This window comes from Caproiciproducens sp. LBM24188 (genome assembly GCF_054130445.1).
This window is the reverse complement of record NZ_CP196862.1, coordinates 2,613,668-2,627,902: the sequence shown is the minus strand read 5'-3', so window position 1 is coordinate 2,627,902 and position 14,235 is coordinate 2,613,668. Positions and strand designations below refer to the sequence as shown.

16 protein-coding genes are annotated in these 14,235 nt (G+C 50.2%); 12 read left to right on the top strand and 4 right to left on the bottom strand.

From position 1 onward, the window contains the following. Nucleotides 1-8 precede the first annotated feature (8 nt). From ACSVDI_RS12385 to ACSVDI_RS12335, 11 genes are all read left to right on the top strand, one after another. Complete coding sequence (locus tag ACSVDI_RS12385; protein WP_457943315.1) at nt 9-1,439, top strand: aldehyde dehydrogenase family protein; 1,431 nt, start codon at nt 9-11, stop codon at nt 1,437-1,439. A gap of 25 nt (nt 1,440-1,464) precedes the next feature. Next, nucleotides 1,465-2,652 carry a zinc-dependent alcohol dehydrogenase gene (locus tag ACSVDI_RS12380; protein WP_457943313.1) on the top strand — a complete coding sequence of 396 codons (1,188 nt, stop codon included), beginning with the start codon at nt 1,465-1,467 and terminating at the stop codon, nt 2,650-2,652. Nucleotides 2,653-2,678: 26 nt separating this feature from the next. Continuing rightward, nucleotides 2,679-3,008 (top strand): BMC domain-containing protein, encoded by a 330-nt coding sequence (locus tag ACSVDI_RS12375; RefSeq protein WP_457943311.1) that lies wholly within the window; start codon nt 2,679-2,681, stop codon nt 3,006-3,008. Between the two features lie 29 nt (nt 3,009-3,037). Next, nucleotides 3,038-3,313, top strand: coding sequence for a propanediol utilization microcompartment protein PduA (gene pduA, locus ACSVDI_RS12370; RefSeq protein WP_457943310.1), 276 nt, complete (start codon nt 3,038-3,040; stop codon nt 3,311-3,313). Nucleotides 3,314-3,381: 68 nt separating this feature from the next. Continuing rightward, nucleotides 3,382-3,660, top strand: coding sequence for a BMC domain-containing protein (locus ACSVDI_RS12365; RefSeq protein WP_457945645.1), 279 nt, complete (start codon nt 3,382-3,384; stop codon nt 3,658-3,660). A gap of 17 nt (nt 3,661-3,677) precedes the next feature. Continuing rightward, nucleotides 3,678-3,962, top strand: coding sequence for a BMC domain-containing protein (locus tag ACSVDI_RS12360; protein ID WP_457943308.1), 285 nt, complete (start codon nt 3,678-3,680; stop codon nt 3,960-3,962). A gap of 285 nt (nt 3,963-4,247) precedes the next feature. Beyond that, the gene (locus tag ACSVDI_RS12355; RefSeq protein ID WP_457945644.1) at nt 4,248-4,520 is read left to right on the top strand and encodes a BMC domain-containing protein; all 273 of its coding nucleotides are present in this window, start codon (nt 4,248-4,250) and stop codon (nt 4,518-4,520) included. Between the two features lie 158 nt (nt 4,521-4,678). Continuing rightward, nucleotides 4,679-5,365, top strand: coding sequence for a phosphate propanoyltransferase (pduL, locus tag ACSVDI_RS12350; RefSeq protein ID WP_457943306.1), 687 nt, complete (start codon nt 4,679-4,681; stop codon nt 5,363-5,365). Nucleotides 5,366-5,404: 39 nt separating this feature from the next. Then, nucleotides 5,405-5,653 carry a EutN/CcmL family microcompartment protein gene (locus ACSVDI_RS12345; RefSeq protein ID WP_457943305.1) on the top strand — a complete coding sequence of 83 codons (249 nt, stop codon included), beginning with the start codon at nt 5,405-5,407 and terminating at the stop codon, nt 5,651-5,653. A gap of 65 nt (nt 5,654-5,718) precedes the next feature. After that, nucleotides 5,719-7,053, top strand: a complete 1,335-nt coding sequence (locus ACSVDI_RS12340; RefSeq protein WP_457943304.1) for a 4Fe-4S dicluster domain-containing protein — start codon at nt 5,719-5,721, stop codon at nt 7,051-7,053. Between the two features lies 1 nt (nt 7,054). Beyond that, complete coding sequence (locus ACSVDI_RS12335) at nt 7,055-7,600, top strand: BMC domain-containing protein (RefSeq protein WP_457943302.1); 546 nt, start codon at nt 7,055-7,057, stop codon at nt 7,598-7,600. A 241-nt stretch (nt 7,601-7,841) separates the two neighbouring features. Here ACSVDI_RS12335 and ACSVDI_RS12330 read toward each other — a convergent pair whose 3' ends face one another. From ACSVDI_RS12330 to ACSVDI_RS12315, 4 genes are all read right to left on the bottom strand, one after another. Next, nucleotides 7,842-9,017, bottom strand: coding sequence for a substrate-binding domain-containing protein (locus tag ACSVDI_RS12330; RefSeq protein WP_457943301.1), 1,176 nt, complete (start codon nt 9,015-9,017; stop codon nt 7,842-7,844). A 233-nt stretch (nt 9,018-9,250) separates the two neighbouring features. Beyond that, complete coding sequence (locus tag ACSVDI_RS12325) at nt 9,251-10,510, bottom strand: ABC transporter permease (RefSeq protein ID WP_457943299.1); 1,260 nt, start codon at nt 10,508-10,510, stop codon at nt 9,251-9,253. After that, entirely contained in the window at nt 10,507-11,538 is a 1,032-nt protein-coding gene (locus ACSVDI_RS12320) for an ABC transporter permease (RefSeq protein WP_457943297.1), read from the bottom strand. Before ACSVDI_RS12320 ends, ACSVDI_RS12325 begins: the two co-directional genes overlap by 4 nt. Before the next feature lie 4 nt (nt 11,539-11,542). Beyond that, nucleotides 11,543-13,063 (bottom strand): sugar ABC transporter ATP-binding protein, encoded by a 1,521-nt coding sequence (locus ACSVDI_RS12315; protein ID WP_457943295.1) that lies wholly within the window; start codon nt 13,061-13,063, stop codon nt 11,543-11,545. Between the two features lie 418 nt (nt 13,064-13,481). On the opposite strand from ACSVDI_RS12315, the gene ACSVDI_RS12310 reads away from it, so the two are divergent. Next, the gene (locus ACSVDI_RS12310; protein ID WP_457943294.1) at nt 13,482-14,123 is read left to right on the top strand and encodes a helix-turn-helix transcriptional regulator; all 642 of its coding nucleotides are present in this window, start codon (nt 13,482-13,484) and stop codon (nt 14,121-14,123) included. Nucleotides 14,124-14,235 lie beyond the last annotated feature (112 nt).

Genomic DNA, 14,235 nt, shown 5'->3' with positions numbered 1-14,235 from the left:
AATATGCCTTGAATATACAGGAAAAAGAGATCGCGGAAATTGTTCGCAAGGTTCTGGAAGGCATGGGCGGCGTTTCCGCTGCGCCGGCCGATCAGGGTGTTGTGATTGACGGCAAAACGTATCTCGGCGTATTCAACGATATGAACGATGCCATCGAGGCGGCGTATCAGGCGCAGAAGGTACTGCGCGACATGTCATACGAACAGAGGGAAAAAATGATTTCCTGCATTCGCCGTCTCATTATGGAGGAAGCCCCCATTATGGCAAAGCTCGGCGTGGAGGAAACGGGCATGGGCCGCGTGGAGCACAAAATTCTGAAGCACCGCTATGTGGCGATGAAGACCCCTGGTACGGAGGACCTTCACACCGAAGCTATTTCGGGCGACAAGGGCCTGACGCTCCATGAAATGGCGCCTTATGGTGTCATTGGAGCCATTACCCCCAGCACCAACCCGAGCGAAACCGTGCTGTGCAACTCCATCGGCATGATTGCTGCAGGCAATACGGTGGTGTTTAATCCTCATCCGGGCGCAGTGAAAACTTCCCTTTACGCGGTCGACCTGGTCAACCGCGCGGCAAAGGAATCGGGTGCTCCGCTGAATCTGGCGGTTTCCGTTGCGAAGCCGACGCTGGCAACCAGCGACATCATGGTAAAACACCCGTACATTAAGATGCTGTGCTGCACCGGCGGCCCGGGCGTTGTAAAAATGCTTTTGTCCTCCGGCAAAAAGGCCATCGGCGCTGGCGCTGGCAATCCCCCGGTGATTGTGGATGATACCGCCGATATTCCAAAGGCCGGCAAAGACATTATCGACGGCTGCACATTCGATAACAATCTACCCTGCATCGCGGAAAAAGAAGTATTTGCCCTGCAGTCGATTGCCGACGAGCTGATTTACTACATGCAGCAGAACGGTGCTTACCTCATCAACCGTGACCAGATGCTCCAGTTGGAGAAGGTTGTACTGAAGGACGGCAAGAATGGCGAAAAGGTCATCAACAAAGCATGGGTGGGCAAAGACGCAAAGCTGATTCTGAAGCAGATTGGCATCGATGTGGGCGACGAAATCCGCTGCGTCATCTGCGAAGCGCAGGAACAAGACCACTTTGTCCAAATTGAGCTGATGATGCCGATTTTGGCCATTGTGCGCGTGCCGGATGTAGACACCGCAATTGACATGGCGGTTCGCGCTGAACACGGCAACCGTCATACTGCGCATATGCATTCCAAGAATATTGAGAACCTGACGAAATTCGCCAAGGCAGTGGAAACCACCATCTTCGTGAAAAACGCTCCTTCCTATGCAGGCATCGGCGTGGGCGGTGAGGGCCACTGCACGTTCACCATTGCGGGGCCGACCGGCGAGGGCCTGACCTCCGCCAGAAGCTTCACCCGCCGCAGAAGATGCGTTATGGTCGATTCGCTTCATATCGTATAAATCATTTTTATGGGAGGTTATCATCATGGATATTAATGCAAGCCAGATTGAGAGCATTGTCCGTTCCGTGCTTTCCAACATGGGTAACGTAACTACGGCTGCACCGTCCGGCATGGCAAGGGTTGCTATGCTGACTGCGGCAAAGCATTTCGAAGTCAAAGAATTTCCCATTCCGGAAATCGGCGATGATGAAATTTTGGTTAAGGTAGAAGGCTGCGGCGTTTGCGGCACCGACGTGCACGAATGGAAGGGCGACCCCTTTGGCTATATTCCACTGGTGCTCGGCCACGAAGGAACCGGTGAAATTATTGCGCTGGGTAAGAATGTAACACACGACACGCAGGGCCACCCGGTAAAGATCGGCGACAAAATCGTGACCTCCGTGATTTGCTGCAACCACTGCTGGAACTGCCTGAATCACCCGGAAGCACAGAATCTGTGCGAAAATCAGGGCATTCACGGCCTGATTCCCGACAGCCCGGATCATCATCTGGCAGGCTGGTTTGCCACCCACCTGCACATTAAGAAAGGTTCCACCTTCTTTGTGGTCAACGAGCTTTCTCTGGACCAGAGAATGCTGTTGGAACCCGCTGCTGTTACTACCCACGCGCTGGAACAGGGCAAGAAAACCGGACGCCTTAAGTTTAACAGCAAGGTGCTGGTGCAGGGCTGCGGCCCGATCGGCCTGATGATGATTGCCACCCTGCGCACCATGGGCGTCAACTACATCATCGCGTTGGACGGCAACGAAAAACGTTTGGAATTCGCCCGCAGGCTCGGTGCGGACGCAGTCATCAACTTTAAGGAGCTCACCACACTGGAGCAGCGCGTGGAAGCGGTAAAGGCCATGACGGACGGCGTCGGTGCGGACTTTGTGTACCAGTGCACCGGCAACCCGAACGCTGCATCCGACGCTTACAAATATGTCCGCCGCGGCGGCGGCCTGTGCGAAATGGGCTTCTTCGTCAATAACGGCGAATGCACCATCAACCCGCATTTCGATATCTGCAACAAAGAAATCATGTTGGTTGGTTCCTGGGATTACGGCGCGGACGAATACCCGAACACCATTGCCTTCATGAAGCGCGCGAAGGCACTGGGTCTGCCGCTGGAAGAACTGATTACCCATCGGTACCCGCTGGACCAGATGAACGAAGCGATGGAAACCAACATTTCTCAGAAGGGCATTAAAATCTGCTATATTGCGAAGTAAAACCGGATCCGGAATGAGGTGAGATTATGGCGTTAGGCATGATAGAAGTTTTCGGCTTTGCCACGTCGATTGTTGTTGCGGACGCGGCTGCAAAAGCCGGGAATGTAACCATAGTCGCGCTGGATAAAAACAAACCCGCGGCAGGTGACGCGGCGGAAGTTCCGCTGATTATGTCCGTAAAGATTCAGGGCGCTGTTTCCGACGTGGAACAGGCCGTGGAGGCCGGGGAACGGATTGCAAAGGAAAAAGGTCAGTTTATTTTGTCCCACATCATTTCCAACGAAGCGGATGACACCAAGAAAATGGCGAAAATCAACGCGGTCGGTCATGATAAATTCAATATCCTGGAATATTAACTGAAAAGAAGAAAAAGGAGATTACAGTTATGTTGGAAGCATTAGGTATGGTAGAAACCAGAGGTTTGGTCGCATCCATTGAAGCAGCAGATGCTATGGTAAAGGCAGCAAATGTCACTTTAATCGGCACGGAAAAAATCGGTTCCGGTTTGGTGAGCGTTATGGTGCGCGGCGATGTCGGCGCAGTGAAGGCAGCCGTTGAGGCCGGCGGTGCAGCCGCAGCAAGACTGGGCGAAGTCATTGCCACACACGTCATTCCGAGACCGCACACCGATGTAGAAAAGATTCTCCCTTCCGTAAAATAATTGCCGGACTGGCGGGAAAAAGGTCCATTTAATTCCGTTCACTTTGAAATGAAGAAAAGGAGAGCTTAATTATGTTGGAAGCATTAGGTATGGTGGAAACCAGAGGTTTGGTCGCATCCGTTGAAGCCGCGGATGCCATGGTAAAGGCAGCAAACGTCACCCTCATCGGCACAGAAAAAATCGGTTCCGGTTTGGTAAGTGTCATGGTGCGTGGCGATGTCGGCGCAGTAAAGGCAGCGGTTGAAGCAGGCGGCGCAGCCGCGGCAAGACTGGGCGAAGTCGTTGCCACACACGTCATCCCCAGACCGCATAGCGACGTAGAGAAAATTCTTCCTTCCCTGAAATAATAGTGGGGTGATTTTTGTTGGAAAAGGCAATCGCACTGCTTGAGGTGCAAGCGCTTGTTGCGGCCATTACCGGCCTGGACGCCATGCTGAAAGCAGCGGATGTTCGCCTGGTACATATTGAACGCAGGCTTGGCGGCCGTTTGGTCACCGTCGTCGTGGACGGCAGCGTTTCGGATGTTCAGGCGGCGGCCCTCGCGGGGAAAGTAGCTGCCGAAAAAGTCGGCAAGGTAAAGCTCTGTGAGGTCATTGCCCGTCCTCATCCTGAAATTCAGAAATTCATCTACACAGACTCGAAACTGTAAGCGTGAAGATCCGGATTTTCAAACGTTCTCAGCGAAAGGATGGTCATCGTTATGGCAGCCAAGAATGAAAAAAATGAACCGCTAGAAAAAAACGAAGGCACGGGGAAGAAACCGCAAACCCCGCAGGTAAAGCAATCTGTCATCGCCGCAACGGACCCCCAGGTTCTAAACATGGTGGAAAAATCGCTGGCCGCAAAACAGCAGCCCGCACCGGAACCGGCGAAGAGAAAAACGAGAGCCGTTTCGAATACGGCACATCAAAATACAAAAAAGGAGCGTTATGAAATGGAAGCATTAGGCATGGTGGAAACCAGAGGTTTGGTCGCATCCATTGAGGCGGCAGATGCTATGACGAAAGCTGCAAACGTTACACTCATCGGCACGGAAAAAATCGGTTCCGGTTTGGTAACCGTTATGGTGCGCGGCGATGTCGGCGCAGTGAAAGCAGCCGTTGAGGCGGGCGGCGCAGCCGCGGCAAGACTGGGAGAAGTCATTGCAACTCACGTCATTCCGAGACCGCATTCGGACGTTGAAAAAATCCTTCCCAGTGTAAAGTAAGATTGTTGTGTTCCACAGGTTTTTTGCAAAGCACCTGACCGTTCGGCGGCGGGACGACGGTTCCGCCGCCCTTTTAAATCATGCCGGTACCAATTTATAAGCGGGAAAACGCCCCAAGCGTCGGAACGCTTTGGTAGCGGCAGCGGAGGAGGATTTTTATGGCAGTGGACGAAAAAGTAATTCAAGAAATTGTCCGGCAGATTTTGGCTGCCAAAGGTTTGCAGTCCGCTCCGGCAGAGCCAAAGAAGGAAGCACCGCAGGCATCTGACGAATTTCCGATTATTCCGGTGGGCGTATCTGCACGCCATGTGCATCTTTCCAGAAAGGATATGGATACCCTGTTCGGGCCGGGCAGCGAGCTGACGCCAATCAAACCGCTGATGGGCGGGCAGTACGCCGCTAAAGAACAGGTAACCATCATCGGTCCCTCGCTGCGTTCCATTGAAAGGGTGCGCGTGCTTGGCCCACTCAGAAAACAGTCTCAGGTGGAAATTTCCGCCACCGATAGCTTTGTTTTAAAGGTGAAGCCTCCAGTTCGGCCATCCGGCGACCTGAAGGGTTCTGCGGGAATTACAATCGTCGGCCCGAAAGGCGTGGTGAAGCTGGAGGAAGGCTGCATCATTGCGAACCGGCACATCCACATGTCCCCCGAAGATGCGAAACGCTTTGGCGTGAAGGACGGGGATTATGTGAACACGCTGGCGGAGGGCGAACGCAGAACCATGCTGTACGGGGTTCAAATTCGCGTCAGCCCGGAATATACCCTTGAAATGCATATTGACACGGATGACGCAAACGCCATCGGGTTTAAAGATAAAACCGAAGTAACCATGTTTAAAAGGTAGGAACTCCTGCCTTTATCCGATGAAAGGAAACGGTAGCTTATGTTAAGCGGAAAAGTGATTGGTACCATTGTATCCACCCGTAAGGTGGAATCTCTTGTCGGCTCAAAATTTCTGGAAGTACAGCTTTTCCGGGACGGGAAAGACACAAACGAATACATCATTGCCATTGATACGGTCGGCGCAGGAATCGGGGAAAAGGTTTTAATTACCACCGGAAGCGGCGCAAGGCTTGCCCTGGACCGTCCGGATACCCCGACAGATGCGGTGATTGTAGGAATTATTGACTGAGCAAATGCGTTCTGGTTTTCCCGCTTGGGAAAGAACGCGATAGAATGCAGGAAGGGAAGCGTCCGATGAACTTAGAAGAACTCAGGGAAAAGATTAAAGCGGCCGGCGTAATCGGAGCAGGCGGAGCCGGGTTCCCAACCCATATGAAGCTTGCGCCCGGTATCGATACGGTGCTGGTCAACGCGTCGGAGTGCGAACCGCTGCTTTACACGGATTATGTGATTTTGCAGCAGCACATGGACCGTGTGGCAGCTGGTGCAGAGGCGATGGCACAAGCGCTTGGCGCAAAGCAGGTGCTGATTGCCATGAAAGCGCACACCGCCGCACGGCTGGGCTGCCGGGAAGGCGACACCGCGGGTGTTAGCGCAAAGATAAAAACTCTGCCGGACGTTTATCCCATCGGGGATGAAATTATTTTGATTTATCAGGCACTGGGAAGAATTGTGCCGCCCGGCCAGCTCCCGTCCAAGGTGGGGGTTGTCGTCATTAATGTGGAAACCGCTTATAACGTATACCATAGCCTCAGCGGAATTCCGGTAACGGAAAAGTGGATTACCATCGGCGGGAAGGTTCCAAATCCGATGGTGGTAAAGGTTCCCATTAACTGTGATGTGAAAACCGTGCTGAAGGCGGCCGGGGTTACGGTCCCGCAGGACTGCACCGTAGTCGACGGAGGCCCTGCGATGGGCATGCCGATAAACCCCGCCACCGCAAGAATAACGAAGAAAACAAAATCGCTGCTGATTCTCCCAAGCGAGATTCCGGCGATTGCTTTTAAATCACTTTCCGCGCAGCGCGCGGTCAGGCGGACATCTTCCGCCTGCTGCCAGTGTTCTTACTGCACGGATATGTGCCCGCGCCACCTGATCGGCTACCCGATTCAGCCGCATAAAACCCTCCGGGCCGTCGGCTCTGAAGTGATTAGCCACCCGGATGACCTTTTGACCGCGTCGCTTTGCTGCGGCTGCAGCGTCTGCACGCTGATGGCCTGTTGCCAGGGAATTTCCCCTTCGGTCACCATGTTTGAAGTGAAAAAGAACCTTGGCAAAAACCGGATTGGCTACCGGAGTACAGAGCCAACGACGCCCGATCCAAACCGTGATAACCGCATGATTCCGGTCAGCCGCTTTAAAAGCCGCATTGGCGTGGCTGAATTTGACCGGGTCGCGCAGTACCGGGAGAATTTTAAAATTTCGCAGGATGTGTTTACGCTTCCACTTTCCCAGCACGTCGGCAGGCCGTCTGTGCCGGTGGTAAAGGCAGGGGATACGGTGCAGGCCGGGCAGATGATTGCACGGGCGGACGAAGGAATCTCCGCAGCGCTGCATACCCCGGTTGCCGGAACCGTGCGGAGCGTAACGGAAACCGCAATTCAAATCGCATCGGAAGGAGTGAAGTAAGATGGAATATTCTGTAGGGGTACTCGAACTGAAAAGCATCGCCATGGGTGTTCAGGCTTCCGATGACGCACTGAAGGCGGCGGGCATACGCCTGATATCCGCACAGCCGATCTGCCCCGGCAAGTTTGAGCTGATTATTACCGGCGAGCTTGCGCAGGTGAACGCAGCAATGGAGAAAATCCGCACTTCTTATGAAACATACCTGGTGGATTCCACGCTGATCGGCCGTATTGAGCCCAGTGTGGTTAGGGCGCTTCTGGGTGCCCAGCCCGAATCGAAAAAGGGCGCAATCGGCACCATCGAGACCTACTCGATAGCCAGCGCCATTCAGGCGGCAGATACCGCTGTAAAATCCTCCAATGTGGAAATTGTGGAATTGAGGACCGCCCGCGGCGTGGGCGGGAAGGGAATTGTATTCCTGTCCGGTGAAATCGCCGACGTTACGGCGGCCGTGGAAAACGGTTCCCGCTACGCCAAAGAGCAGGGGGTATTTGTGGCCAGCACCGTTATCGGTTCGCCGCATGAGGAGCTGTGGAATTTCATTTAACGGGTTAAATTTTATTTTTTATTGCACGGCTTCCAATCCGATACGGTGTCAGACTTTTATTTCCGTTTGGAATCCGTTTACCGTAAAGAAAGCAGGAACTTGCCGATAAGTCCCTGCTTTCTTTGTAATACTACTCACAGGCGCTGCCGCTTTTGACAAAAATAGAGGGTTATTGCGAAACTTTTATTTCGCAATAACCCCAGGATTTATGTATTATCAGGACTTCAGAGGGAACGAGATATTACAGCTTCTTAACCCACTCTTCCATGTTGTCCTTATAGAAGGAATACGGTTTGCCCACAACAACTTCCGTGCCTTTGTCCGCCGGATGCTGAATGGTTTCAAAAGTTCTCGACGGGTAACTGCCGAATTCGGCTAGTTTGAATGTGGAACCCACTGCACCGGTATAACCATCATTCAAAGCTGCCCATGTTGCACCAGCTGCAACGCGGCCAAGGTCATATACATCCCACAGGAACATATACGGGCAAATAAAGTCAAATGCGTTGTCGGATGATTTCGCAGGCATAAAGTTGGACATTTCGCTTGGAAGTCCAAGACCGGTCAGTTTAATCTTGCAGCTCGGGTTGGATTTCAGAGCCTGGCCGGCTGCGACCATGCCGACGGTTGTTGGGGAAATAATCACGTCCACATTGTTTTCAGAAATGAATGCGTTCGCCTGGGTAGTGCTTGCAGTCGGGTCATCGTTGCCATACTTCTTGGTTAGTGTTGCGCTGACCTTGCCCTTGTACACGTCGCGTTTCAGTTCCTCTTCCATTCGTGCAATCCAACCATTTTGAACCGGAGTATCAATGGAGGCGGACAGAACGCCAAACTTAATTTCTTTGCCGGAGTAGCTCTTCAGGGCCTCTTCACAAGCGGATTTTAGGTCGCCGTCGGAGGGATAATCCTTTTTCATGGCGATCAGGGTAGCGGCTTGCACCAAAGACTGCCCAATTCCCTCTTGGCTGGTCGGGTCAACATGCGTAATGCGGTAATCCGGGCTTGCCTTGGAGTCAACCGATATAATTTTGATTCCCGCGTCCTTTGCCTTTTTGAAAACCTCATCATAACCGGTATCGCCGTTGGTAGAGATGGTAATGCTGGCAACCTTTTGTGTAATCAGTTCATCGATCAGTTTTACCTGAGCGGCAACTGTTGTTTCAGCGGGGCTCTTGTAAGCAGGCTTTCCGCCGTTCTTTGTAATTACTTCCTGGAACCCTTCGTACATCTTGTCACCGAAAGAGTTGCCGGTGCTCTTGAACATGAATATGTTGGCACCTTGAAGGTCTCCTCCGCCGCCCTGCGCGGCGCCGTTGTCCGCGGCCGGACCGGTGGTGGGCTGAGTGCTGGTACATCCGAACAGGGATGACAGGGCGATTGTTGCCGACAGTACGAGAGCTAAACCTTTTTTCATTTTCAAATCCTCCTTTAAAAATTTAAATGCGGCAATGGCATGGCTGGTATCTTAAGTGAAATACCGCGCGAAAGATGGTGAGCCACATTTAATTTGACAAAGTAAACTGGGGTACAGGGAAAGTGCTGGAAACGGTTTTTCCCTCCTTTCCGATACGTTTTTGTAAATGCAATAATCCTTCGGATTTTATCGCAAGAAGAATGTGGGTTCAGTCCGGACTACTGCATTTTCAATTATTTTGAAAAAGCTCTGTTTGTTTTCATATTCTGCTGCTTTAATTCATCCTTCATGGCTTTTGTTGTTTGTGCGCACTTTTTGGTTAACGCGGCAATTTTATCCTCATATGCCTTTCGTTTCGCTGCTTTGTCCGCTTCAGAAAGCGATGTGTCATGTTTGAGCGCTTTCATCTTATGGCGGATTTCGGTGACTTCTTCGTGGCAGCGGATATTCACCGCTTCAATGTTTTTATTGTTCGCATAGAAGAGCTTTAATTTGATTTCATCAATCAGCTGTTTGTTAAAGTAAGGAATCAAAACCGCGACAATCAGGATAATGCCGGTAAAAATTTGTCTGGTGTTTGTATCCACGCCGAGCAAACCCATGGTGTAGGAAAGAAAGGCCATAATCAGGGTTGCAATTACCGGGCCGTAAACCTTGCCTTTGCCTCCGCTTGTGGATACACCGCCCAAAACGGCGATGGCAATAACGTTCATTTCATAGCCTTTTCCCATGGTAGAACTTAAGCCGCCGCCCATACGGCCGACAAAGAAGATGGAGGAAACGCCGGCCATAAATCCCATGATTACAAATACCAGGATTTTGGTACGGGTAACATTGATTCCGGAATACAGGGAGGCCACCGGGTTGTTGCCGATCATATAGAGCGTGCGCCCGAATTTCCCTTTATGGAGCACAATCGCAAACACGGCAGCAAGGGCTAAAAAGATCAGCAAAGCGACGGGAATTCCCAATATGTTGTCCCAGGCCAGATCCTGAAACCATTTCGGAAAGTTTTTCAGAACATTTACATCCAGCCGGATTTTGACAATGCCGCGGAACAGAGAAGAGGTTGCGATGGTCACAATGACGGCAGGCATCCCTATTTTAGCAACCAGTACGCCGTTAAACAGCCCGCAGAGCACGCCGGCCAGCAGCCCGCACAAGACGACAATTAGGTCATTCATGCCTGCGTCTTTTAAAAGACCCATGACCATTCCGCAGACCACCATGATGGAAGCAACGGAAACGTCAATATCGCCAAGCAGCAGGATGAAGATCATCCCCAGCACCATACAGGACAAATCCATGCCGGACTGTATGATGGACGGAATGGTGTTTGCCGCGAAATAGTAATTTGGCTTTGCAATCATCAAAATGACATTAATGAGTACTAAAATGTAAACCAGAATCATTTCCCACTTCACAAGAAAACTGCTGAGCTTAAATTCTTTTTTTACGGTGAGGCTATGGGAGGGAGTATTCACAGAGCTCATATCATCGCGCCCCTTTCTTTCAGAATCCGTTTAATGGTCATTCTTTCCGTAAAGATGTTGATTGCGACCGCGACGATGATGATAGCGCCTTGAATCGCATCCTGCCATACGCTGAGCCCAGGCAGCAAACCGATAAAGTAGGAAATCACGCTCATCAACACGGCACCGATTACAACGCCGTCAATCCGTCCGGTGCCGCCGATCAGGCTGACGCCGCCCAGCACACAGATTGCGATGGCCTGCATTTCAAAGCCGTCTGCAATGCCGTAGTAGCAGATCGAATAGTTGGCAGTGTAAAGAACCCCTGCAAGGCCGCTCAGAGCGCCGCACAGCACATAGGACATTACGGTGACGTTGCCAATTTTAATGCCCGAAACATGGGCGGATTCCACATTGGTGCCAACCGCATAAATTCTTCTGCCCGGCTGAGTGTAGGACAGAAAGACCCCGGCAACGAGGAACAGGATGATTGTAATCCAGGTAATGTTGTAAATGCCAAGGATACTGCCTTGGGACATTACTGTAAAGTCTTCGGTAAATTTATTCGGGAACAGCCATACGCCGCCGCTGATCAGGAAGGCAAGGCCGCGGTATATGTACATGGTAGCCAGTGTAGCAATCATGGGGGTCATTTTTAATTTGCCGATCAGAAATCCGTTGAACAGTCCGCAGAGCGCACCTATGGCAAGCGATACGATGACCCATACGATTGCGGGAACCGAAGGGTTTTTCGTCATTAACGTGGTAGAAATTACGCCGGACAGGCTCAATGTGGAGGCAATTGAAATATCGATGCCGCCGGTCAGAATAACAACCATTTCGCCAATCGCAAGAATTGCATAGATGGAGTTGTTGCGGAGCATTGCAACCAGCGACGCGGGTTGATACATTGCGGGTGTAATAAATTTTGCAAGGAGCCCGAGCAGGATCAGTGCGACAATTAGGCCGAACTGCTTATAATTCAGAATCCGCTCAAATATGGACTCTTGCTTCTGTGCGGAAGTTCTTGTTTTTGGAAATGCGGCCATTCTTTTATGCCTCCTTTTTCAGTTCTACCTGTTCTTCATGCTTCATTACCATGGCTTCCATAATTCTTTCCTGTGTCGCATCCTTTACATTGAATTCTCCGGATACACGACCGGACTTCATCACGACAATGCGGTCAGCCATGCCAAGAACTTCAGGCATTTCCGAAGAAACCATAATGATGGTGTAGCCGCTGGTGGCGAGTTGGTTCATGATTTCATAAATTGAGTTTTTCGCACCGACGTCGATTCCTTTTGTCGGTTCATCCAGAATCAAGACTTTCAAATCGCAGTTCAGCAGTTTGGCAAAGACGACCTTCTGCTGGTTGCCGCCGGAAAGAGCCGAAGGCGGAGCGGCGATATTCTTTGCTTTCAGCTGGATTTTTTCGCAAAGCTGAATTGCCTTATTCATCTCCTGATTATTATCCAGCAGCCCTTTTTGTACGAAATTGTCTAGTACCGCTGCGGAAACATTCTGAAAAATTGGCAGCTGGTAAACCAGACCCTGAATCTGACGGTCCTCCGGAAGCAGTCCAATCCCGTGGTTTAGCGCGTCGATCGGGCTTTTGATATTGACTTTTTGGCCATCCAGATAAACGCTGCCGCTGTCCGGCTGCATGATCCCGAAAATGGTTTGGCAGACTTCAGTTCTGCCCGCGCCGACTAAGCCGGTCAGAGCCAGAATTTCCCCCTTGCGCGCTTCAAACGAAACATCTTTAAAATATCCTTCCTTGGAAAGATGCTCTACCTTTAGCACAACGTCGCCGATGACGGCTGTTTTCTTTGGATACAGCTGATCCAATTCACGACCGACCATGGCCTGAATCAGTTTTGCGTTGGATATTTTATCAACATCCCAGGAGCCAATGTATTCCGAGTCGCGGAATACGGTAACACGGCTGGCACAGCGGTACATATCCTCGAATTTGTGGGTAATGAGAATGATGGAAACACCGTCATCACGCAGCCGGTCTACAATTTTGTACAGCTCTTCGCATTCGTGCTTGGTCAGGGAGGCGGTCGGTTCATCCATAATGAGGATCCGCGCATCCCGGGAAAGGGCCTTGGCAATTTCAACAAGCTGCTGCTGTGCGACGCTCAGGGACCGCATCGGTTTTGTTACGTCGATTTCATCGCTGAGGTTAGAAATGATTTCTTTTGCCTTTTTTCTCATATCCGCCCAGCGATAAAATCCAAGCTTGGTTTTCAATTCCTGCCCCATAAAAATATTTTCCGTAACGGAAAGGTCCGGAAAGGAAGTGACGTGCTGGTAAATTGCCGCAATGCCGAGATTTTGGGAATCAACGGTGGAATGAAAAGAAACTTTTTCGCCATCCAGCATCATAATGCCGCTGTCGGGCTGATGCACGCCGGTTATGACCTTAATGAAGGTTGATTTTCCGGCTCCGTTTTCCCCCATTAGGGCGTGAACCTCTCCTTTTTTCAGCTGAAACTGCACTCCGTTCAATGCAGTAACGCCGTCAAAGGTTTTTACAATGTCCTTTAACTCAAGTATGTAATCATTCATATTAATCCCCTTTCCGGTTTAAATATTTCAGTACATTTTCACAGTTTTTTCGGACCTTGTACCAGAATCATACGCAAAGTTTTTTGCAAAAACAATATCAATTCTTGCTTTTTGATATGCAATAATTGCTTTATGATGCTTGATTACTCATTTTTGATAAATAAGGTGTATGTTTTTGTCAGTTTAGACGGGAGAGTTACATATGAAAGTTAAAAAAAGATTAATACAGTCAAAGTATATGGAAATCAACAACTTCAATCCAGACCATTCGGAGAAATTTCCCTTTTCGATTAAACGCTTCGGCTATTGCTTAGATCGAAAGTTCTCTGTGGGAGACGAAGAAAATATCAATGATATTTTGATCTTGCTTTCATTGACCAGTGTCGTCGAATTTTTTCACCATCGGGACGTCCGATATTTGAATCCGTATGATCTTGTGATTTCAGCCTGCCATGCACCGCTCCGGTTTAATGCGGTTGGCCGTGAAAAATGGAGTTTCTTTTATGTCATCTTTGACGGGGCACAGGCAAAATATTTTTACAATCTGATTCGTCCGACGAACAATATCATGAGAATTAATCCGTTTTCGAGCATCATCGATTTGTTTATTGATCTGACGGAAGTGAAATACGATGGTTCCCTTCTTTCCAGTATGCACCAGAGCATGCTGATTCACAGTCTGCTTTACGAACTGTACAGCGCTTCCTGTGACATTGTGGCATGCAAACACATGATTCCAGCTCAGGATACGGATGTCAACATCGCGATTAACTATATTAATACGCATTATCATGAGCCGCTTTCGGTTGATATTATCTGCAATAAGGTTTGCCTATCCAAATATTACTTCTGTAAAATTTTTAGGGAACATACCGGCAGTTCGCTGTACCAGTACATTAACCAGTGTCGTGTGAATAAAGCGAAGGAACTGCTGTCGTATTCTAAGCTTAGCGTCAACGACGTAGGGGCGACCGTGGGATTTAAGAATCCGGTCACTTTTATCCGCAATTTTGAAAAATATACCCGCATGACGCCAAGCGAATACCGAGAGAATTTCTGAGGACACACAAAAAGAAAAGCAACGGCGGTCCGCAAATGCGGACCGCCGTTGATAATCAAAAGAGAAACCATAAAAAATACAGGGGACCGCGGTTGCGGTCCCCTGCTAACAA